Origin of the sequence: Periweissella ghanensis (genome assembly GCF_918814755.1) — a bacterium.
Lineage (GTDB): Bacteria > Bacillota > Bacilli > Lactobacillales > Lactobacillaceae > Periweissella > Periweissella ghanensis.
In genome coordinates, this window is sequence record NZ_CAKKNT010000010.1 from 1 (window position 1) to 21,893 (window position 21,893).

The 21,893-nt window shown below is 39.8% G+C and carries 19 protein-coding genes; 2 read left to right on the forward strand and 17 right to left on the reverse strand.

Annotated features, from left to right (window positions below):
* Positions 1-210 precede the first annotated feature (210 nt).
* From thrS to LQZ76_RS04600, 6 genes are all read right to left on the reverse strand, one after another.
* Positions 211-2,160, reverse strand: coding sequence for a threonine--tRNA ligase (gene thrS, locus LQZ76_RS04575; RefSeq protein WP_230098589.1), 1,950 nt, complete (start codon positions 2,158-2,160; stop codon positions 211-213).
* A 319-nt stretch (positions 2,161-2,479) separates the two neighbouring features.
* Positions 2,480-4,018, reverse strand: coding sequence for a UDP-N-acetylmuramoyl-L-alanyl-D-glutamate--2,6-diaminopimelate ligase (locus tag LQZ76_RS04580; protein WP_230098590.1), 1,539 nt, complete (start codon positions 4,016-4,018; stop codon positions 2,480-2,482).
* A gap of 24 nt (positions 4,019-4,042) precedes the next feature.
* The gene (locus tag LQZ76_RS04585) at positions 4,043-5,338 is read right to left on the reverse strand and encodes a bifunctional folylpolyglutamate synthase/dihydrofolate synthase (RefSeq protein ID WP_230098591.1); all 1,296 of its coding nucleotides are present in this window, start codon (positions 5,336-5,338) and stop codon (positions 4,043-4,045) included.
* A 124-nt stretch (positions 5,339-5,462) separates the two neighbouring features.
* On the reverse strand, positions 5,463-6,125 hold the full coding sequence (gene trmB / locus LQZ76_RS04590; RefSeq protein WP_230098592.1) for a tRNA (guanosine(46)-N7)-methyltransferase TrmB: 663 nt from the start codon (positions 6,123-6,125) through the stop codon (positions 5,463-5,465).
* 16 nt (positions 6,126-6,141) lie between these two features.
* Positions 6,142-7,347: an ABC transporter permease gene (locus LQZ76_RS04595; RefSeq protein ID WP_230098593.1), complete on the reverse strand. Its 1,206-nt coding sequence runs from the start codon at positions 7,345-7,347 to the stop codon at positions 6,142-6,144.
* A gap of 2 nt (positions 7,348-7,349) precedes the next feature.
* A complete protein-coding gene (locus LQZ76_RS04600; RefSeq protein WP_230098594.1) occupies positions 7,350-8,078 on the reverse strand; it encodes an ABC transporter ATP-binding protein in 729 nt (242 codons plus the stop codon).
* Between the two features lie 187 nt (positions 8,079-8,265).
* Here LQZ76_RS04600 and LQZ76_RS04605 point away from each other — a divergent pair, with 187 nt between their 5' ends.
* Together LQZ76_RS04605 and LQZ76_RS04610 are read left to right on the forward strand one after the other, a co-directional pair.
* Positions 8,266-8,694 (forward strand): HIT family protein, encoded by a 429-nt coding sequence (locus tag LQZ76_RS04605; RefSeq protein WP_230098595.1) that lies wholly within the window; start codon positions 8,266-8,268, stop codon positions 8,692-8,694.
* An 11-nt stretch (positions 8,695-8,705) separates the two neighbouring features.
* Positions 8,706-8,993, forward strand: a complete 288-nt coding sequence (locus tag LQZ76_RS04610; protein WP_230098596.1) for a hypothetical protein — start codon at positions 8,706-8,708, stop codon at positions 8,991-8,993.
* A 168-nt stretch (positions 8,994-9,161) separates the two neighbouring features.
* Here the strand turns inward: LQZ76_RS04610 and LQZ76_RS04615 are convergent, their stop codons facing one another.
* The 11 genes from LQZ76_RS04615 to LQZ76_RS04665 form a co-directional block, all read right to left on the reverse strand.
* Positions 9,162-10,121, reverse strand: coding sequence for a peptidylprolyl isomerase (locus LQZ76_RS04615; protein ID WP_230098597.1), 960 nt, complete (start codon positions 10,119-10,121; stop codon positions 9,162-9,164).
* Between the two features lie 223 nt (positions 10,122-10,344).
* Entirely contained in the window at positions 10,345-11,115 is a 771-nt protein-coding gene (locus LQZ76_RS04620; RefSeq protein WP_230098598.1) for a YibE/F family protein, read from the reverse strand.
* Complete coding sequence (locus LQZ76_RS04625; protein WP_230098599.1) at positions 11,112-12,239, reverse strand: YibE/F family protein; 1,128 nt, start codon at positions 12,237-12,239, stop codon at positions 11,112-11,114. Before LQZ76_RS04625 ends, LQZ76_RS04620 begins: the two co-directional genes overlap by 4 nt.
* 71 nt (positions 12,240-12,310) lie before the next feature.
* Positions 12,311-13,246 carry a primosomal protein DnaI gene (dnaI, locus tag LQZ76_RS04630; protein WP_230098600.1) on the reverse strand — a complete coding sequence of 312 codons (936 nt, stop codon included), beginning with the start codon at positions 13,244-13,246 and terminating at the stop codon, positions 12,311-12,313.
* A complete protein-coding gene (locus LQZ76_RS04635) occupies positions 13,246-14,646 on the reverse strand; it encodes a DnaD domain protein (RefSeq protein WP_230098601.1) in 1,401 nt (466 codons plus the stop codon). Before LQZ76_RS04635 ends, dnaI begins: the two co-directional genes overlap by 1 nt.
* A gap of 17 nt (positions 14,647-14,663) precedes the next feature.
* Positions 14,664-15,119, reverse strand: a complete 456-nt coding sequence (gene nrdR / locus LQZ76_RS04640) for a transcriptional regulator NrdR (protein WP_230098602.1) — start codon at positions 15,117-15,119, stop codon at positions 14,664-14,666.
* A gap of 184 nt (positions 15,120-15,303) precedes the next feature.
* Complete coding sequence (locus tag LQZ76_RS04645; RefSeq protein ID WP_230098603.1) at positions 15,304-16,239, reverse strand: dihydroorotate oxidase; 936 nt, start codon at positions 16,237-16,239, stop codon at positions 15,304-15,306.
* Between the two features lie 20 nt (positions 16,240-16,259).
* Positions 16,260-16,898, reverse strand: a complete 639-nt coding sequence (gene pyrE / locus LQZ76_RS04650) for an orotate phosphoribosyltransferase (RefSeq protein ID WP_284706019.1) — start codon at positions 16,896-16,898, stop codon at positions 16,260-16,262.
* A gap of 1 nt (position 16,899) precedes the next feature.
* Positions 16,900-17,613: an orotidine-5'-phosphate decarboxylase gene (gene pyrF, locus LQZ76_RS04655; protein WP_230098604.1), complete on the reverse strand. Its 714-nt coding sequence runs from the start codon at positions 17,611-17,613 to the stop codon at positions 16,900-16,902.
* Between the two features lie 27 nt (positions 17,614-17,640).
* On the reverse strand, positions 17,641-20,814 hold the full coding sequence (carB, locus tag LQZ76_RS04660; RefSeq protein ID WP_230098605.1) for a carbamoyl-phosphate synthase large subunit: 3,174 nt from the start codon (positions 20,812-20,814) through the stop codon (positions 17,641-17,643).
* Positions 20,814-21,893 carry a carbamoyl phosphate synthase small subunit gene (locus tag LQZ76_RS04665; RefSeq protein ID WP_230098606.1) on the reverse strand — a complete coding sequence of 360 codons (1,080 nt, stop codon included), beginning with the start codon at positions 21,891-21,893 and terminating at the stop codon, positions 20,814-20,816. Before LQZ76_RS04665 ends, carB begins: the two co-directional genes overlap by 1 nt.

Consider the following 21,893-nt stretch of genomic DNA (forward strand, 5'->3'; position numbering starts at 1 on the left):
TAACAAACGAATTAAAGAAAAATTGGATGGCATGAGTCCGGTTGAATTCCAGAATCATGCCATCCAATTAATCGCTTAAAACATCACTCCAATTTATGGGGGTCAGTTCATGCGCATGTGCGCATCCTTTTTTGACGTACCATTAGCATACGTCCGCTAAACTATTTAATTTTAAGGTTCACATTGGCTAAAGATGATGTGCCTAATTAATTACTTAGTTTCACGTGAGTAATTAGCAATATCACTCAAGATAACATCGTAGAATTCACCAGCGGCCATTGGCGTAGTCTTTTCTTCTCCGTAACGACGAACTGTAACTGTGCCGTTTTCTTTTTCTTGATCCCCAACTACGATTGTGTATGGTACTTTACTTGTTTGGGCATCCCGAATCAAGTAACCCATCTTTTCGTTACGAGTATCAACCGTTGCCCGGACGTTCATTACTTGTAACTTACGCATAATTTCATCAGCGTAAGCTCCGTGAGCTTCTTGGTTAACTGGAATAATAACCACTTGCTTAGGTGCTAACCAAGTTGGGAAAGCCCCCTTGTACAATTCAGTCAAGTAAGCCGTGAACCGTTCCATAGTTGAAATTAAACCACGGTGAATCATTACGGGACGGTGAGTGTTTTGACCATCTTCACCAACGTAAGTTAAATCAAAACGTTCTGGTAACAAGAAGTCTAATTGAATTGTTGAAAGCGTTTCTTCACCACCAAGGGCTGTCTTGATTTGAACATCAAGTTTTGGACCGTAAAAGGCTGCTTCACCTTCAGCTTCAAAATATTCAAGACCCATGTCGTCCATGGCTGTTTTCAACATCTTTTGGCTCTTAATCCACATGTTGTCATCATCAAAGTACTTTTCAGTATTTTCAGGATCACGGTATGAAAGCCGGAAACGGTAGTCAGTAATGTTAAAGTCCGCATATACTTCAACCATCAACTTCAAGATTGATTTGAATTCTTCTTCAACTTGTTCAAGCATCACAAACGTGTGACCATCATTTAATGACATTTCACGCACACGTGATAAACCAGTCAAGGCACCTGATTTTTCGTAACGGTGCATCATCCCAATTTCAGCAATCCGAATTGGCAATTCACGGTATGAGTGTACGTGGTGGTTGTACACTTGGATGTGTGAAGGACAGTTCATTGGCCGTAATTCAAGGAATTCACCATCACCCATATCCATTGGTGGGAACATGTCATCATGGTAGTGGTCCCAGTGGCCTGATTGCTTGTACAAGTTCAAGTTAGACATGATTGGTGTGTAAACGTGTTCGTAACCGTGTTGTAATTCCTTATCAACAATGTAACGTTCCAACGTCCGACGGATTGTAGCCCCATTTGGCATCCAAACTGGTAACCCAGCCCCAACTTCTGGTGAAGTAAAGAACAAGTCTAAATCTTTACCAATCTTACGGTGGTCACGTTCTTTAGCTTCTTCACGACGGGCAAGTTCAGCTTCAACGTCAGCTTCTTTCCATAAGGCTGTTCCGTAAACCCGTTGCATCATTGGGTTTGATGACTTACCACGCCAGTAAGCACCGGCCACTGAAGTAAGCTTAAAGTGCTTGATCAAACCAGTTGAAGCCACGTGGCCGCCACGGCAAAGATCAGTAAATTCACCTTGTGAGTAAACCGTAATTTTTTCATCTTCAGGTAAATCGTTAATTAATTCAACCTTGTATGGATCGTTTTTGAATAATTCCAACGCGTCAGCACGTGAAATTTCACGACCTTCGATTGGTAAGTCTTCTTTAACAATTTTTTTCATTTCCGCTTCAATTGCTGGGAATTCATCAACTGAAATTTGGCCGGCTGGACGATCAGTATCGTAGTAAAAACCGTTCGCAATTGCTGGACCCACACCAAAGTGTGTATCAGGGTGCAAGCGCTTGATAGCTTGCGCTAATAAGTGCGCAGCTGAGTGACGAAGAATTTCTAATGATTCTTCTGAGTCCTTTGTAATGATTTCCAAAGCACCATCAGTGGCTAAAGCATCGTTTAAACCAACAAACTTACCTTCAAACTTACCTGCAATTGACTTCTTAGCTAATGAAGTTGAAATGCTTTTAGCAATTTCAAGTGTTGAGATACCACTTTCAAATGGTTTTACTGAACCATCTGGAAATGTGATTTTAATTTCTGACATTGACTTACTCCTCAAATTTATTTAATAAAAAAAGTCCCCCACGACATAATTAATTATGTCATGAAGGACGTTATATACAAACGTGGTACCACCTAAATTCGCTTTAGTCATCATGCCTAAAGCCTCAGCTGTTTTATAACGGAAACAACCCGAACATAGTTGGCTATGCCATTTCACAAGTAGTCAACATTAGTCCTCTATTCGCAAAGTTCCAGCCATGCTTTGCGTTCTCTGATAATAGAATTCCCTAACGAAGGTATCTTGATCATTAATTTATGCTTTAATTAAAACACGTTTATTTTAATTACGCAAGGATAATTTATAGGCCAGCTTCAATTTCTGCAATGACATCTTTGGCCACTTGCATATCACCACGATATGGTGTGTCAACGCCATTTAATTTTTGGTATGGATCTAAGCCCTTACCAACAATTGCGACCACATCCGTTGGAGTACTCATTAATAGGGCCGCTTTAATCGCCGTTGGTCGATCCATTTCATAGTGTAATTCCACAACACTTTCATCAGTGGCCGCGGCAATTTCAGCAGCAATCGCACGTGGATCTTCATATTGTGGATCATCAGCGGTTAACCAAACAATATCAGCTTTTTCCTCACTAACGGCTTGACCAAAACCAGCCCGGCGTGATTCCCCTTTGTTCCCTGGCGCACCTAAGACGACAATCACTTTGCCTACCGGATGTTGCTGGTGCAAGAAATTTAACAAGGCTTTTACTGAAATATAATTGTGCGCATAATCGACGTATACCATGCCATGGGCTTTGGTAGCAAATGATTCCATCCGACCAGGGACGGTAACTTCGTTTAATCCCGTTACCATACTGGCGTGATCAGCCTGCGCTAAACCAGCAGCAATTAAGACACTAGCGGCATTACTTTCATTATAATCACCGGGCACGTTTAAATTATAAGTTCCTGCCACATCTAATTGTTTGACCTTATCGCTGACAGCCGTAATCATCAACGCACTTTGCGTCAAATCAGCTTGGCCAGTAAAGCTAAGGTCAAGTTGGGCACCGGCAACTAAGGGACACCCTGCATGGCCATAAACAAAAATATCATCAGCCGTGTGCTTAGCTTGAGCATGAGTGTAAATTTCGGTAAAATGATCGCTTTCAGCATTAACAATTACTTGCTCACTATTATCAAGTAGCATCAATTTGTGGGCTAAATAATCTTCAAAAGTTGGGTGTTCTAATGGACCAATGTGATCTGGTGAGATATTTAAGAAAATCCCGACATTATACCGGAGACCGTACACCCGACTTTTTTTGTAAGCTTGAGATGACACTTCCATCACTAAGTGGGTCATTCCATTATCAACGACGCGGCGCATATCATGAAATAAATCTAGTGATTCCGGCGTTGATAAATCAGATTTAAATTGTTCATTAGGGCCTAAAATGCGATCAATGGTTGAAAACAACGCTGTTTTACCATTAGTACTATTTTGTAAAATTTCGTGGGTGAAGTACGCGGCCGTTGTTTTACCTTTGGTACCAGTATAGGCAATAATGAACAAATCATTTTGTGGATAGCCATAAAAAGCGGCACTCAATAATGCCATTGCTTTTTGAACGTCTTTAACAATTAGGGCTGACGTGGCCCCAGCTTCAGGATGACTGGCTTCCGCAACATAGGCTTGGGCCCCTTTGGCAATCGCACTTGTCAAAAATTCGGGTTTGAAATTCCCCTTTACAAAAAATAAGGTATTAGCCGTCACTTTACGTGAGTCATACGCAATCGCCGTAAATTCGACCGGAGCACTTGGAGTCGCACTCACTAATAAATCGTGTTTCGTTAAAATATCAATACTATCTTGCCAACTAATGGCCATATGCTTTCTCTTCTTTCCTTATTCCTAAAAATTAATTCCTTTAACCGCTCGTAACGTATAAAACGAACCCGTAATAACAATCATTGCATCACTAGATTCCCGCACTTGCCGTGCCACGGTAATCGCTGCCGTTGGATCATCTGCAATTGAGACTTCCACATTATCATCCATCTCTAAAATTTGGGCTGCTAATTCGTCAGCCGTTAATGAACGGGTCGGATTAGCCGGCGTAATCGCTATTATGCGTGCGACATGCGGTAACAATGTTTCAAGCATCGTCATATAATTTTTGTCCCGTAATATCCCTAAAACGACCGTGGGTTTAAATGGTAACCGCAAAGCTTTAAGCGATGCAACTAACGCATCCATCCCATCTGGATTATGTGCAGCATCCCGAATAATATTATTCTTAGCATCATATTCCATCCGGCCTGGTAATTTTGCTTGTGCTAGGCCGTTTTTAATTGCCGCAGTTGGAACATTATAATCTAATTGGCGTAACACATTAACAGCTTGTAAAACGGTATTTAAATTAAGTAATTGGAATTGTCCACTCAAGATCAAGAAAACATCCAATTCATCATTAATCTTAACATTTGTACCCGCTGGCGTTGTTTTAACTGGGATGATTAGTGGCCGCGGTCCTGCATATAAAGATGCTCCAATGGCGGCACTTCGCTTTTTAATTACCGCTTGGACTTCTGCTTGTTGGCCACTGTAACTAATTACTTGCGCCCCTGGTCGTAAAATACCACACTTAGCTTCGGCGATTGAAACTAAATCATCACCTAAAATGTTTTGATGATCATAGGTGATTTTAGTAAAAATATTTATCATCGACGTCGTAATGGCATTCGTGGCATCCAAATCACCACCAACCCCCACTTCAACAATCGCTAAATCCAGTTGTTGCTTGGCAAAATAATTTAGTGCGATAATGACCCACCATTCAAAAAACGATAAAGCTTGCATGTCTAAATCATGAGTTTTAAGCATCGCCAGAATCTGTTTAAATTCGGTCACAAATTCATCTTGAGTAATGTAAGTACTATTAACCATGACTTGCTCACGATGAGTATATAGCCCTGGACTCGCAAATTTACCAACCCGATAGCCACTTGCTTGCAAAATTTGATTCAGCATTTCACTGGTTGACCCTTTACCATTGGTCCCAGCAATATGAATTATTTTATACTTTTGGTCCGGGTTACCAAGCCAATTTAAGACTTCCCGTAAAAATGGCACGCGATTTTCATCAATTACGCGCCAACCTTTATCTAATTGTTTGGTTATTTTTAAGTACTCATCATTATTTATCATCTTAAATTTCTCCAACCAGCCTTACAGCTTTAAAACTATTAGTCCAATTTTATCATAATTAAGCATTTACATACGCAAAAAAGGTAGATTCTATCCGAGAATCTACCTTTTTAAAATTAATAATTTACTTCGTTGTAAAGTGACCCAAGTACTTGTAAATTGGGCCTTTCACTTTAAATTTTTGTTCGTATTCAGTTTCAACGTTTTGTGCCAAGTTAGCTGGATCTTCGTTGTGCATATCAAGCCATACTTTATCAAACGTCATGCCGTAGTTTGCAAAACTACCTAATGAGTATTCAAACAAACCGCGATTATCCGTCTTGAATTCAACTTCACCATTTGCCGGTAAAATGTTTTCGTAACTTTGTAAGAACGCTTTGTAAGTTAACCGACGCTTTTCGTGCCCTGACTTAGGCCATGGATCAGAAAAGTTCAAGTAAACTTTGGCAACTTCACCCTTAGCAAAGTAGGTGTCAACCCCAGCTCCATCACCATACACAAAGCGTAAGTTAGGTAATTCATCGGCATCTTCAAAGGCTTTACGGCCCGCAACGGCAACCGCACCTTCTTGAATTTCCATCCCGATAAAGTTAATTTCAGGGAATTTTTTGGCCATTCCAATAATAAATTGGCCTTTCCCAGTTCCAACTTCAATCATAATTGGTTGTTCTTTTGGGAAAATACTTTGCCAGTTGTTTTTTAAAGTTTCTGCCTTAGCTTGTGTAATTACTAAATCAGCTTGGTCAGCAAGCCATTTCACTGCCCAAGGTTTTCGACGTAAACGCATCTGAGTTCCTCAATTTCTATTTCATTAATTCTTTACGTGCAATTCGCTTTGGCACTAACCAATAGCTAAACAACACAATTTCAACAATAATAATTCCTAAACTAATAAAGAAGGTTGACCATGGAGCACTACCGACTAAATTAGCTAGAAGTAAGATAATACCAATCACACTTAATACCTTAGTCATAACGTATTTAAAGTTATTTTGGCGAATTTGTGGATCCACCGGATACAAGTGCGTAAATACTATTTCATCATATTTATGGTAAAGTGGCAACAACTGAATTCCGATTAAGTACAGAATTAACACTAAAATCAATGGCGTGACAATTTGATTATGCACAAAATACGCAATTAATGCCCCAATTGCTGTTAAGCGAACAATTAAACCAAAATATTCACTACTCCGCAATAAGCCGCGCCAGTATAAATTAGTATACACATGTTGCGGATTTTTGGGTAGGCGGTCAAACCAGAAATTCAACCACCGCCGGCGCTTCGTTTGCCCACCAACTTGCGGCACATCAGTAAATAAATTAAAGAACCGTAGCATGTTTAATTGGCGGCCGTTTTCAATGGCAATTGCTTCATTCCAATCAAAAATACCTTGCCAAAATTTATCCCGAATACCAAAGCGGGCCGCGGCCGCAATCAAAACAAAAATAAAAGCCCACGCCATATCAAGTCGAACCCCAAAGAGCGCAAAGGTTAATAATGGTAAGGCCACGCGTAACCATAATAAATTATGATGGCTGTAGTAGCTTTGCATTTGATCATACAAAATCAAAATTTTAAAGACGATAAACGTTGGAATTAACCATAATGTTTCAATAAAGTTAGCTTGGAAGGCCACCTCAATAAATGGTAATAAACAAATTACCCCCACAATTTGGACTAATAAGCTTAACCACAAACTATGGCGTAACGCGGCTTTTAAATACCGTTCCATATTAATTTCTTGGGGTAATAAAAACACTTTATCGGCTGGTTTTAACAATGTTGCTAAGTTACCAAACTGTAATAGCCCAATCATTAAAAACATTGCGATAAATTTTTCCCACCACGCATATTGAAGCGTTTGTAAGAAGCCAGCATACCAATAACCTAAGCCCCCAATTAAGAAAACAAAGGCAATCGTAAACTGATCATTAAAAACGAGCCGTAAATAGCGAAACATGCGTTGCATATGCTTTTGACGCCGTTGTTGAAATAATTTATCCATCTTTAGACCTCTTTCGCAAGTGTCAAATAGATATCATTTAATGATTCACCCGCTTCGGGGAATTGTTGCCGCAAGTAATCAAGTGTGCCATCTGCACGCACTTCACCGTTATGTAACAAAACAAAGCGGTCAGCAATCTTTTCGGCGGTGTCTAGCACGTGCGTTGACATTAATACCGCCGCTCCACGGGCTTTAACTTCAGCAATTAAGCCTAATAAATCATGGACGGCTAACGGATCTAACCCAATAAATGGTTCATCAATAATAAAGACATCCGCATTCGTCATAAACGCATTCACTAACATGACCTTTTGCTTCATCCCTTTTGAAAAATTAGCTGGAAACCAGGCCAATTTATTATCTAAGCGAAAAATTTTCAATAACTTATTCGCACGATTCCATGCGGCCGCATCATCCAACTGATATGCCATAATGGTTAATTCTAAATGTTCTTTGAGTGTTAATTCATCATATAAGACTGGTTGTTCGGGCACATAGGCAATTTTTTGCTTATAAAGTGCTGGGTTGGCCATTAAGGATGTCCCATCAATGGTAACATCCCCATGTTGGGGCGTTAATAAACCAATGATATGATTAATCGTGGTTGACTTACCAGCCCCATTTAGACCAATCAAGGCAACCAACTCTTGATCTGCGACTTCAAAGTTCACATCTTTAATGACTGGAACTTGTGAATATCCACCAACTAAATGATTAATTGTTAATGTCATTACCGTAACTTGCCTCTCGTTTTAAAATAAATTTTAAGTTAATTTTCTCAATAATAATCCTATCAAATCAGTATACCATACTCAATTATCGAAGTTATGTTAGAATTAATTCACTAAAAGTATTACCTTAATTTTATAAATGGGCTAAAATTAGGTTAATAAATAATTTATTTAAAGGAGCTCTTTAATGGAAGATTGTATTTTTTGCAAAATTATAAATGGCGACATTCCTAGCTACAAAGTCTATGAAGATGACGATGTCCTCGCATTCCTTGATATTACTCAAGTTACACCGGGCCACACATTGTTAATTCCTAAAAAACACGTAGCCGATATTTTTGAATATGATGCTGATTTGGCAACCAAGGTTTTTGCTAAATTACCAGAATTAGCCCGGGCTATTAGAGCGATTAACAGTGATATCAAAGGGCTAAATATTATTAATAATAATGGCCAAGTGGCTTATCAATCCGTATTCCACTCACACATCCACTTAATTCCACGTTATAGCTCCGATGATGATATGAGTATTAAGTTTGCTGATAACTCCGCTTTATACAGTCCTGAACAATATGCGGATGTCCAAAAAGCCATCGCAAATCACTTAACTAACTAAAGGAGGTCTTGATGATGTTTGCTCAATTAACTAATCGTTGGCGTCACCTATTGAACCAAATTAAATCAAACTTTCAACAACTAATTGCTCAAGTTAGTCAACTTAAGCAAGCAATCTCAAGCCTTAAAGCATCGAGTGAACAATTACAAGCAACTTTACCCCAACTCGAAGCATTACAAGCTGACTTGGAACGATCAGTTGCTAAATTTGAATTCAAAACCCAACCAAGATTGGAACGGATTCAACAACGTTTGGAGCATATTCAAGCCGAACTTGATAAGTACCAACCAAATAAATAGCCAAATAGAGCTGTGACAGAAGTCGGGCGATATCGAGAAATACACTAAAAATCCTCTATGAAGAAATTCTTCGTAGAGGATTTTGTCGTATTTCGAATATATCGGACTTCTGGAGCGCGTTTTGGTAGCAATTTAGTACTTGAAAAGAGTTATGTCACAACCCCTTATTTAGTTACCGGCTGGATTAGCTGGATTTTGTTGTTGGGCGGCTGCTGAATTTGGGTTCAAGTAAGCTTGTAAAACATCCTTTAAATCGTTGTCTTTGATTTGTGGATCAGCTTTTTGAATAACCTTCTTAATAACTGCTGAAACCTTAGTTTGGTCGTTTAAGTTAGCAGTTGTAAGTTGTTTTTCCAAAATCTTTTTGATAGCAGGCGTAATTGTTGATGGCTTGTCGTTATCACTCTTCATGTAGATAACAAAGTAACCGAATTGTTTTGAGAAGACTGCTTCCTTAGTGTATTCACCCTTCTTAAGCTTAAAAGCGGCAGCCTTAAAAGCTGGGTCGGTATTTGTATCAGTGTTATCAAATGGTGTGTATAAACCACCGTTATTAGCAGTTGATGGATCTGTTGAGAACTTCTTAGCTAATTTAATAAATTCGTCTTGCTTGTCACCCTTAGCATTGTTCAAATCGCTAATAACTTGGGCAGCTTGTTTCTTACCATCATCATTGTTCTTCAATAAGATGTAACGAACCGTAACTTTTGGTTGGTAAGCTTTGAATTGCTTTTCAAGTTGGCTCTTTGATACTGGTGAGTATTGTTGCATCGCAAAGTTCAATAATTTTTGGGTCCGGATATTTTCCTTCAATGAAGCCGCAGTTAAACCAGAAGCTGCCAATTGTTGAGAGAATTGGCTACCATATTGTTTCTTGTAAGTGTTAAATTCAGCGTTAACATCCTTAGCTGACACTTTCTTACCAAATTGAGCATCCAAAGCGTTGTTAATAATCATTGTTGAAAGCACTTGCTTACCTGAAGCAGTTGATTTCAAACTTGAGTAGTATTCACTTTCAGTGATTTTTTGGCCCCCATTGATTGTAGCAATAGTCTTATCACCACAAGCAGCAAGTAACATGGCAGTTGCAACAGCTGCAACTCCTAAAACCGCTTTTTTAAATTTCATTCTAACGACACATCCTTTTCTAAATTAATCAATATGCTTTAATAATACCATACTTCTATTACGATATTAGATTTTATTGTAAGAAAATTAATTGAAGATTAAAAATTTCTTACAGCTTAATTGGTACCTTTTAGGCAAATAAAAAGAGCCATTAAACCCCGCCTGTGCGTGTTCAATATCTCTTTACTTTATCATATATTTTTTTAAATTACTAATAATTACATTAATTATTAACATCAGAACGCGCTTGGCGTTGTAAATCAAGTTTCATAAACCAAGCCGTACATGGTACCGCTAAAATAACGGCAATCATTGAAAAAATTAACAATAAAAATTCGGAAACAAATATCTTAGCATTAATCATATCGGCAAAGCCATAATTCAAACGAATAAACCAAATACTCAAGCCTAGGAAACTCCCCATAAAGCCAAAAAATAACGTATTAATAGCCGTTGAAATAATTTGTTGTCCGATATGCATCCCATGACCAAATAACTTACTCGTCGGAATATCTGGATTGTCACTAATTAATTCTTGCATGCCAGCGGCAACGGCCATGGCTGCTTCGGCAATCGCCCCAAGCGTACTAAGAATCGTTGTGACCATTGTAATTTGTAAGAAATTAACCCCAATATTTAACGACAAGCCTTCTAACGCATCGGAATCCTCATTTGCAAACCCTTGGACTGATGCATAGTGCTCAACTGGTACAATAATGGCAATCAAAATTAACATAATCACCACCCCAGTTGCAAAGGCGACCCGGGTTACTTGATCATTGTCATCACTCAAGAAAATCGTCATGGCTAAAATAATAATTCCCGTAATCGTCACGACAATTAGTGGTGAAAAGCCCCAAGCAATTAAGGTAATTGTCAAAAATAGCCAAAAGAAATTAAAGACTAAACTAACAATTGCTTGGATACCCATTTTACCACCAACGATTAATAGCAAGAGCGCTAGAATAATAAATAAAGCTGTCATTGTACTCATTTGACAACCTCCTTATCATGAGCAAAAAATGCCGCTAAGCCACTCGCAATTGGGACGGCTAAGACAATCCCGATCCCCGCGATAATGGTTTGAACCATCCCTAACACCATATTAATTTCAATCGTGTAACCCCATGTATTACCATTCCGTAAATACAACAAACTCATAGCAAATGTTTCTGATATGAAAATCAAAAATAGGACACTCGTTAGCGCCCCCATAATTGAACGCCCAACACCTAAGCCCGCATTGAATAACTTACGCCGGGAAATTTCCGGGTGGGCTTCTTGAACTTCAAATTGCGTTGCTACGATATCGGTTGAAGCATCCATAATTGCTCCTAAGGCGGCTAAGAAGGCCTCTGCTAAGAAAATTGGCTGTGGCAACTGGGTAATGTAGTCCATCAACTCAAATTCAAGACCCCGTTGATGGGTTAAACTCATAACAATGTTGGCAATAATTAGTGCCGCGACACTACTAATTAAAGTTGCTCCCAGCGTGATGGCCATCTTTTTATTCCAACCAAGGGCTAGACTTAAGGTGACAAATGACATCAAAATCCCAATACCACTAAACAATAAAACAACATTAATATTAGTAATATTCAAATCCAACTTAATGGCAATATAGAGTAAGCCAACATTGACCAAGACACTGATTAACGTTAATAACCCTGGTAACCGCATTAATATCAAAAGTAGGCTAATCGTAATCCATGCCATCAAAGCAACTAAGGTATCCCGCTTTTGACCAATAATACTTATATCATTCCCCGCTTCATGATTTAAAAATAATTGTTGTCCGGGCCGATAAGCCTGATTCAAACCACCACTTTTAAAATAATTGTTTTGCACCCGAACCGTTTGTCCGTGGCGCGCCCCATTTAAAATTTTAATTTTTAAAATTTGGGTAATCGAGTAATCAACGTTATTAAATTGATCAGTCGTCTTTTGTTTACTTTGCTGGGTCGTTGATTCAACTACACCGACAATATGTTGTGAATATAACGGTGCATCATATCGGGTTAAAAATACCCCGATTCCCATTAAAGCAATAATAAGGTACATCAATATTTGGCGGAACGATTTAGGCCGCAGATATTTGATTAAATTTTGTTTGAACATACAATCTCCTTACCAAACACAGAAAAGTGATGGATTACCCACCACTTTTCATTTCGTCAGTATTAAAATATTTAAACCCCTAGCCGGCGATTATGACCATTCATAAAAACTTCTTTGGCTAAGAACCGCACGCGCTGCATTAGGCGTTCAGCCTTAACCGGTTCAACCGCTTGTTTCGTTTCAGCTAGGTGTTCATGTTCTAATTGCTTTAAATCAAAATTTGAAGTGAAGAAAGTTGCTAATTCATTTTGCATGCGGTATTCCAAAATAACCCCCAGAATATCATCGCGAATCCATGAACTCATTGACTCAGCCCCAATATCGTCAATAATCAAAACGGGACTCTCTTTAATCGTTTGAATTTGATCAAGCGTATTAATTTCTTTATTGGCAATTGAATTACGCATTTCAACAGCAAACGTTGGAAAATGGACCATTGTCACAGCAATTCCGTGATCTGCCAATTCATTAGCCAATGCGCCCATTAAATAGGTCTTCCCAATCCCATAATTACCATATAGATACATCCCTTGATGATAATCATTTGGGTGTGCTAAGTATGCTTCCAACCAAGCGACTAATTGGCCCACAATTGGCTGACGACTGGCGTCTAAATCCAATGAGTCAAAACTAGCTTCTCGAATGGTCTTTGGCATATTAATGGCCCGAATACGCGCTTGACGTTTGCGCAATTTATCGGCCATTATTGCTTGTTGGGTTGGACGATAAACGACCGTCGCATAACCTTGTTCCAAGCGTAGTTCTGGTACGTACCCCGGTGCAATGGTTGGTTTACCTTGTGCTAAATTATTTTTTTGTTTAACAAATTCAAAAATTTTCGCCGCTGATTTTTCAAAAAAATCATGCGGTAACTCAACAGTTTGGGCTGCTAAAAAAGCTTGGACTTCCGGATTATTAAATGACTCTTGTAACGCGGCTTGTACCACCGCTCCATATTCTTGATGGTTATCCAAGTATGCCCGTAATTTGGCCCCTAAATCTTCCATTATGCTTGACCTCCGTGCGCTTTATCGTGTTGAATTCGACTCTGCTTAAGGCGCTCCAGGCTAGCCTGCGTAGCTGCTAATTCATTGGCAGTTACGGTTGGTGCGGGCGTTGTAGCATACGTCGGCTTAGTTTCAACTTTTTTACTAGAACGGCCGGTCGCATATTTTTTCGTCACTTTATTTTGTTGTTCACGTTGGAATTTACCTAAAAATTTTAATGCATTTAACGCATCAGCAACATGATTTTGACTTAAAGTATTAGCAATACTATTAAAATATGCCCGGTTAATATTGTCACGACCTAAAGTAATTAATACATAAAAAATTAAGATATTTACAACTTCTAGTGGTAAAACGTTCGCTTCGATAACATCTGTAATTGTTTTAACTTCATTGGCCGTTGGAAAACCATTTTTTTCTTCTTTAACACTTTGTAAAAATTCGCGGGGATTTAATTCCTGAGCGTTTCGTAACACGGTTTGAACCGCCACTGGCAACGTCGCTAATTCGTTTTCGTCAACCTTAGCAGTCGTTGGTGTCGCCGCTATTTTGGTAGCCTCTTTGGCTTGTTTAGGACGTGGACGATACGCATCAATGACTTGTTGTTTAAGTAAGTCATCATTAATTTCAAAGGTATCAAACGTCATCGTTTTCCGAATATATTTGCTTAATTCTAATTCATTAATCCCGACGGTTTGATGGAGTGCAAATAACATATTGCGTTTTAATTCCAACGTTTGGCGGTTAATGCCGGTATTTTGTAAACTATCCACAATTAATTCAAAATCAAACGTTGCACTATTATTAGCCCCAATTTCATCATATGCGATTTTGGCCGTAACTTGGCGTTGGGTCGGCGTCGGTGTTAGGCTTGCGACCTTTTGAAACGCTTCAGAACTCACATTAAAGACATCGGTAATTTTTTGTGAAATATTATCGCCATCAATCTGGACTAATTGGCGTAATTGAAAACGTTGTTGTAACTTTTGGTAGTAACTACTTTCAACCGCACTCAATAATAAAACACTCATTAGTTCGTCCGTAAAAAATTGTTGTGGTTGTAACGGGGCGTGTAATTCATACACATAGTATTCACCAAGCGTATCGGTATTATGCCAAGTTTGCATTAAATTGACCGCTTCTAAGCGTCCACGTGCCGCTACAATGGCTTGGGGGGCTAAATTCACAATATTCATTAATGTCGTATGTAAAATTCGCTCCGAAATTCGTGGTTGTTCCTCGATTAAATTCCAGAAGGTATTTAATAATACCATGGCATCTGGACCAATAATTGGTTGATAAAGTGCCGTAATAATTGACTGATCATAGTCGGTCAACTTAGCTCCTTCAGATAGGATAAAGCCACTCATCGGATTGAGTTGGTGGTTTAAATCAGTCATCGATACTCCTTAAATCATTAATTTTCGTCAATGATATCATGTAATTCGTGTAAAAACACTTCAATACTATCAAAGTGTTTATACACACTTGAAAAGCGAATGTACGCTACTTTATCAATATCTTTCAAATATTTAAGTGCATATTCACCAATAATTTGGCTAGTGACTTCACTTTCTCCAAGTTTACGTAAATCTTTTTCGACTTGGCCAACCACTTCCATTAACTGATCGCTTTTGATTGGTCGTTTTTCAGCCGCCCGAATTAACCCCCGTAACAGCTTGTCACCGTTAAATTCTTCACGGGTACCATCATTTTTTATAACAAATAAACGGGTCATTTCGAGGCGTTCAAACGTCGTAAACCGGGTCCCACAATTTGGACATTCACGCCGACGTCGAATCGCCCGGCCGTCATCAGCGGGACGACTGTCGACAACTCGTGAATCGTTAAAATGACAATTTGGACATTGCATGCGTTCTTACCTTTCTTTCAGGAAAATATTGAGGCTTTTAAACGCCACATTTACTAAATTATAACAGATATTTAGGACACGATATATCTAAATCCCCCCGTGATATCACGCTTTTTTAATTTTTAAACTTTAAAGTTCACAAATGCAAAAAACGAGTTTGGCTTAGCCAAACTCGTTTTTTAATTTAGAAATCTTGTACTTTACCACGGAAGTCTTCGATTGAAGTGTAACCTTTTTCCGCCATAATTGCAGCTAATTCATCAGTTAAACGTTGGAAAATGCCAACCCCTTCATGTAATAAAGCCGTCCCAACACTAACCATGTCAGCTCCACACAATAAGTGCATGAAGACGTCCTTCCCACTAGTTACCCCACCAGTACCAATAATTTTGATACTTGGGTTTAATCGTTGGCGGAACGCACGGACATTGGCCAAAGCAGTTGGCAAAATCATCGCTCCACCAAGACCACCGAAACCTTGTTTAGGCTTGATAACAACTTTTTCAGTATCAATATCAATCCATAAACCATTTCCCACTGAATTAACGGTGTTAATGTGCGTTAATGGGTATTTGTTTAAGATGGCCGCCATTTGATCAAAGTGCACCAAATCAAAGTATGGTGGTAATTTAACCCCTAATGGCTTGGTGTAAAAGCTGAAAATTTCGGCTAAAAGTGCATCCGTTTCTTCAAAATCATACGCAACTTGCGGCTTACCAATCACATTTGGACATGACAAGTTAAGTTCCGTTAAACCAGTGTATTCACTAGCTTGGATTTTGTGGAGTAATTCAATATTGTCAGACATTTGTAATCCGGCAACTGATAAAATCGTAGGCTTAGCATGTTCCTTAGTCACATAGTCCAAGTAGTATGGGAACCCAGCATTTGGTAAGCCCATTGAGTTAATTGAACCGTGTTCTAACTGGTAGTAACGTGGTTGCGGATTGCCCTCGCGTTGTTGTGGTGTGGCACTCTTAGTGACAACCCCACCAGTACATGCTGCGTTAATCATTTCGTCCATTTCAGCAACTGTCATACAGTTAACCCCAGACGCATTCAAGAAAATACTTGGAAATTCTACACTTGCCATCGTTGTTTTAAAATCAATTGCCATCATTAAATCTCCCAATTTTTTTATTATTTTGCTAATTCATTACGCCAGTTAGTTAACATTTCAACATCATCGTGTGAAACGTAAGCTTCATTGGCTGCCGTGTGAATTAAGTTTGAGTAGTTAGTTACTGCAAAGTATTCTAAACCTTGTGCGGCAAAATTTTCATCCGCTTTTGGTAATTCGTAAGTAAAGATGGCGGCCACCCCAAGCATGTTCCCACCTTCAGCGGTCACTGCCTTGGCTGCTCCAAGTACAGAACCACCCGTTGAAATTAAATCATCAATCAAAACCACTTTTTTATCAGTCACATCGTAACCTTCAAGTTGTTTTTTCGCACCGTGATCCTTCGGTTGGGCCCGCACATAGATCATTGGTAAATCAAGAATATCAGCCACTAAAGCGGCGTGAGGAATTCCAGCCGTTGCCACACCCCCAATAACTTCAACATCCGGGAATTTGTTTTTAATCAACGTTGCCAACCCTTGGGCGATAATTGACCGCACTTTAGGGTAACCAATTGTTTGGCGGTTATCCGTGTAAATTGGGCTCTTAATACCGGAAGCCCAAGTGAATGGATCGTTTGGTTGTAACTTAACGGCACCAATTTCTAATAAACCAGCTGAAATCTCAGTGGCAATTGCATTTAAATCAACGTTGCTCATCTTACTTCTCCTCAAATTCTGTTAATACTTGTTGGTAGGCTTGGCGCATGTCGTGGGCTTGGGTGATTGAACGACCAACCACAATCCCATCACTACTAAATTCAGCGGCGCGTTTTGGTGTTACCACACGTTTTTGATCAGACGCGTCATCCCCGGCTAAGCGAATTCCTGGGGTAATAACTTTAAACTCAGGCGTTACATTATCATGAATAAGTTGGGCTTCAAAGGCAGAAGCAACCACACCATCAGCCCCGGAAGTAGCCGCAAGCCGTGCTAAATGAATCACAGAATCTTGCAATGACATGCTAATACCTTGTGTGTATTGCACATCTGCTTCAGAAAATGAGGTTAATTGCGTAATCGCAAGTAACATCGGCGTTGCTTTACCAATTTCAGCAGCACCGGCTTGTAAACCACGTTTAGCAGCTTCAATCATCGCGGGTCCACCAGCGGCGTGAACCGTCACAATATCAACGCCTAACTTCCCAATTTGGAAAGCAGCGTGTTCAACCGTATTAGGAATGTCATACATCTTCACATCGAGGAAAATCTTCACATTAAGTTGCTTTAATTCCTTCACGAATTCAGGGCCATAGGCGTAAAACATTTCCATCCCAACTTTGACGAAAACATTTTCGTAGTTGGCTAATTGTTCGACGCATGCAAAGGCGGCGGCTTTATTATCAAAATCTAGGGCTACAATAACCGGTTTCATGAATATATTCCTCGTTTAACTTATTTCTTAAAGGGCCATCAAACTCAAAGCTTGATCTTCTAACACATCTAGGAAGGCAGCAACTGTGTCAAGTGAAGTAAATAATGGAACCGCATTTTCAATCGCTGCTTCACGAATTTCAGCCCCGTCATTAGTTGTCCGACGGCTGTTATCCATTGTGTTTACAACAATTTGGAGTTTGCGATCTTTTAAAGCTGAAACAGCGTTGTTGTCTGATTCGGCCAATTTACCCATCACATGAGTTTTAACACCACCATCTTCAAAGACGTTAGCAGTATTTTGAGTTGCGTAGATTTGGAAACCAAGCGCACGGAAGCGTTTTGCTAAGCCCATGGCTTCTGGTTTGTCCGCATCGGCAACTGTAAACATAATATTACCATGTTTTGGCACTGAAACATTAGCTGCCAAGAAGGCTTTATATAAAGCTTTAGGGAAGGTAACATCAGAACCCATAACTTCTCCAGTTGATTTCATTTCAGGTCCTAAAGTACTATCAACCATTGGTAATTTATTGAAACTAAAGATTGGGGCTTTAACGTGCACACCCACACTTTCTTTGTACAAGCCCGTTTCAAAACCAAGATCAGCCAATTTAGTTCCTAACATAATCTTAGAAGCAATTTGGGCCATTGGAATCTTCGTAACCTTAGACATAAATGGTACTGTCCGTGATGCTCGTGGGTTTACTTCGATAACGTAGGCAACATCATCATGGATAACAAACTGAATGTTCATCAATCCAAATGTTTGTAATTCTTTCGCTAAAGCAATTGAAGCTTTGATAATTTGATCTTTAACGTTGGCTGACATTGTTTGTGGTGGGTAAACCCCCATTGAGTCCCCTGAGTGCACCCCAGCCCGTTCAATGTGTTCTAAGATTCCAGGAATAACCACAGTTTCACCATCACTGATAACATCAACTTCAGCTTCTGAACCAACCAAGTATGAGTCAATCAAGACCGGGTGTTCATTAGATACTTGCACAGCTCGTTGCATGTAATCACGTAAATCATCATCTGAAGCGACAATTTCCATGGCCCGACCACCAAGCACGTATGAAGGCCGAACTAACACTGGGTAACCAATCTTTTGGGCCACTTCAACGGCTTGTTCAACCGTTGTTGCCGTCGCACCAACTGGTTGTGGTAAAGCTAGCTTTTTAATAACTTGGTCAAATAATTCCCGGTCTTCCGCACGGTCAAGCGCTTCAACACTGGTACCTAAAACTTTAACGCCGTTTTCAACTAATGGCTTGGCTAAGTTAATCGCGGTTTGACCACCAAATTGAACCACAACCCCAATTGGTTGTTCCAAATCAATCACATTCAAGACATCTTCAATCGTCAAAGGTTCAAAGTAAAGCTTATCTGAAATTGAGAAGTCGGTTGACACTGTTTCAGGGTTTGAATTCATGATGATGGCTTCATAACCAGCTTCTTGAATTGCCCGTACTGAGTGTACCGTGGCATAGTCAAATTCCACCCCTTGACCGATCCGGATTGGACCTGAACCAAGGACAAGGACTGATGGTTTGTCATTAACAATCACATCATTTTGTTGTTCGTAAGTACCGTAGTAGTATGGTGTTTTTGACTTGAATTCAGCAGCCACCGTATCAACCATCTTGTAGACTGGTTGCACGTTTTCAGCCTTACGAAGGGCCCGCACTTCACTCGCTGTTTTGTTCCAGAAACCAGCGATGGCTTCATCACTGAAACCGTTCTTTTTAGCTAAAGTTAAGGCCGCAATTGATTGGTCGTTAACTAAAAGAGCTTCGATTTCAACGATGTGAAGTAACTTATCTAAGAACCAAATATCAATTTTAGTGATATCGTGAATTTCTTCAATCGTTACCCCCCGACGAATAAGTTCAAAGAGCATGAACAAACGATCGTCACGGGCTGGTACAAGTGCATCTTTAAGTTCTTGGTCAGAAAGATCAGCGTATTTTAATTCGTTACCGTGGATAACACCAATTTCAAGTGAACGTACGGCTTTAAGTAACGCTTCTTCCATGTTACGACCAATCGCCATAACTTCCCCGGTCGCCTTCATTTGGGTACCAAGTGAACGATCAGCAGCTGTAAACTTATCAAATGGCCAACGTGGAATCTTAGCAACCACATAATCAAGGGCTGGTTCAAATTCAGCTAATGTTGTTCCCGTAACCGGGTTAATGATTTCATCTAAGTTTAAACCAACGGCAATTTTAGCCGCCATCTTAGCAATTGGGTAACCAGTTGCTTTAGAAGCTAAGGCTGATGAACGTGAAACCCGTGGGTTAACTTCAATAATGTAGTATTGCATGCTGAGGGGATCTAACGCCATTTGGATGTTAACCCCACCTTCAATCTTCAAGGCCCGAATAATCTTTAAGGCCACATCCCGCATCATTTGGTATTCACGGTCAGAAAGTGTTTGGACTGGTGACACAACAATTGAGTCCCCAGTGTGGACCCCAACGGGATCAAAGTTTTCCATTGATGCTACGATTAACGCATTATCAACGGCATCACGCATAACTTCAAATTCAATTTCTTTATAACCCGCAATTGATTTTTCAATCAACACTTGGGTAACTGGTGATAATTCCAAACCATTGGCAGCTGTTTCAGCTAATTCTTTTTCGTTGTTGGCAAATCCACCCCCGAAACCACCTAATGTGTAGGCTGGGCGAACAACCACTGGGTAACCAATTTCATTGGCAAAATCAAGTGCTTCTTGAGTTGTCACCGCAATTGTTGATTCAGGAACAGGTTCGTTCAAACGTTCCATCAACATTTTAAATTCTTCACGGTCTTCGGCTTCTTCGATAGCTTCAAGCTTCGTACCAAGTAATTCAACGTTAAATTCGTCTAAAATACCTGATTCAGATAATTGCTTGGCCATGTTCAAACCAGTTTGACCACCAAGCGTTGGTAAGATGGCTTCTGGCAATTCTTGACGAATAATTTTTGAAACGAAGTCTAACGTAATTGGTTCGATGAACACCTTATCAGCAATTTCAACGTCGGTCATAATTGTTGCAGGGTTAGAGTTAATTAGAATAACTTCGTAACCTTCTTCTTTAAGTGAGATACATGCTTGCGCACCTGAGTAATCAAACTCAGCGGCTTGACCAATCACAATTGGACCAGAACCGATAACTAAAATTTTCTTGATGTCAGTACGTTTTGGCATTATTTATCTCCCTTGTTGGCTTCTTTAATCATAGTAATAAAATCGTCAAAGATGTATTCAGCATCGTGTGGACCAGGCGCTGCATCTGGGTGGAATTGGACTGAGAAGGCTGGGCGGCTCTTCAAACGAACCCCTTCAACCGTTTTGTCATTTACTTCAACGTGCGTTACTTCTAAATCAGTACCGACAAGTGAATCGGCATCAACGGCGTAACCGTGGTTTTGTGATGTAAAATCAGCGTGGTCTTTACGTAAGTCACGAACCGCGTGGTTAAAGCCACGGTGACCAAATTTCATTTTATAAGTCGTTGCGCCATTAGCTAATGAGAACAATTGGTGGCCTAAGCAAATTCCCATTAAAGGTAATTGAGCTTGTAAGGCTTGGATCATTGGAAGCGCGTACGCCGCATCTTTAGGATCTCCAGGACCGTTTGAAAGTAAGATTCCATCTGGGTTAGCTGCTAACACAGTTTCAGCATCGACTGTGGCTGGGAAAACTGTTACGTTTACGCCACGCTTAGCAAGGGCGCGTAAGATTGAATTTTTAATCCCAAAGTCAATCACAGCAATCCCAATACCATCAGTTGGCGCTTGATAAATCGTTTTAGTTGACACATCTGCCACTTGTGTTGAAGCAAGTTCCATTGCAAAAGCAGCTTTCACTACTGCTTCATCTAGTGAATCAACAATCACGGCCTCCATCGCACCTGAATCACGAATTTCTTTTGTCAAAGCACGGGTATCGATTCCTGTAATCCCTGGTAAATCTTTTTTCTCAGCAAATTCAGCTAGGCTCATTTGTGAACGGAAGTTACTTGGACGGCGAGCAATTTCGTGAGTAATAATCGCATCAGCCGTTGGTGTTAAGCTTTCAAAATCATCCTTGTTAATCCCATAATTCCCAATCATTGGGTAAGTAAACGTAATCATTTGACCAAGATAACTGGCATCTGTCATTGTTTCTTGGTAACCGGTCATCCCGGTACTAAAAACAATTTCACCGTGTACTGTTTTTGGTGAACCAAAACCTTCACCCGGGTAAACTGAACCATTTTCTAATACTAAATATCGTAATCCCAT

Bases quoted from the DNA above. Each gene is read 5' to 3' on its own strand.
- dnaI (WP_230098600.1), bottom strand. From the start codon at position 13,246: ATGGAAGATTTAGGGGCCAAATTACGGGCATACTTGGATAACCATCAA.
- LQZ76_RS04635 (WP_230098601.1), bottom strand. From the start codon at position 14,646: ATGACTGATTTAAACCACCAACTCAATCCGATGAGTGGCTTTATCCTA.
- LQZ76_RS04625 (WP_230098599.1), bottom strand. From the start codon at position 12,239: ATGTTCAAACAAAATTTAATCAAATATCTGCGGCCTAAATCGTTCCGC.
- LQZ76_RS04645 (WP_230098603.1), bottom strand. From the start codon at position 16,239: ATGATGGCAATTGATTTTAAAACAACGATGGCAAGTGTAGAATTTCCA.
- LQZ76_RS04620 (WP_230098598.1), bottom strand. From the start codon at position 11,115: ATGAGTACAATGACAGCTTTATTTATTATTCTAGCGCTCTTGCTATTA.
- LQZ76_RS04605 (WP_230098595.1), top strand. From the start codon at position 8,266: ATGGAAGATTGTATTTTTTGCAAAATTATAAATGGCGACATTCCTAGC.
- trmB (WP_230098592.1), bottom strand. From the start codon at position 6,125: ATGCGTTTACGTCGAAAACCTTGGGCAGTGAAATGGCTTGCTGACCAA.
- LQZ76_RS04580 (WP_230098590.1), bottom strand. From the start codon at position 4,018: ATGGCCATTAGTTGGCAAGATAGTATTGATATTTTAACGAAACACGAT.
- thrS (WP_230098589.1), bottom strand. From the start codon at position 2,160: ATGTCAGAAATTAAAATCACATTTCCAGATGGTTCAGTAAAACCATTT.
- carB (WP_230098605.1), bottom strand. From the start codon at position 20,814: ATGCCAAAACGTACTGACATCAAGAAAATTTTAGTTATCGGTTCTGGT.
- pyrF (WP_230098604.1), bottom strand. From the start codon at position 17,613: ATGAAACCGGTTATTGTAGCCCTAGATTTTGATAATAAAGCCGCCGCC.
- nrdR (WP_230098602.1), bottom strand. From the start codon at position 15,119: ATGCAATGTCCAAATTGTCATTTTAACGATTCACGAGTTGTCGACAGT.
- LQZ76_RS04610 (WP_230098596.1), top strand. From the start codon at position 8,706: ATGATGTTTGCTCAATTAACTAATCGTTGGCGTCACCTATTGAACCAA.
- LQZ76_RS04665 (WP_230098606.1), bottom strand. From the start codon at position 21,893: ATGGGATTACGATATTTAGTATTAGAAAATGGTTCAGTTTACCCGGGT.
- LQZ76_RS04600 (WP_230098594.1), bottom strand. From the start codon at position 8,078: ATGACATTAACAATTAATCATTTAGTTGGTGGATATTCACAAGTTCCA.
- pyrE (WP_284706019.1), bottom strand. From the start codon at position 16,898: ATGAGCAACGTTGATTTAAATGCAATTGCCACTGAGATTTCAGCTGGT.
- LQZ76_RS04615 (WP_230098597.1), bottom strand. From the start codon at position 10,121: ATGAAATTTAAAAAAGCGGTTTTAGGAGTTGCAGCTGTTGCAACTGCC.
- LQZ76_RS04595 (WP_230098593.1), bottom strand. From the start codon at position 7,347: ATGGATAAATTATTTCAACAACGGCGTCAAAAGCATATGCAACGCATG.
- LQZ76_RS04585 (WP_230098591.1), bottom strand. From the start codon at position 5,338: ATGATAAATAATGATGAGTACTTAAAAATAACCAAACAATTAGATAAA.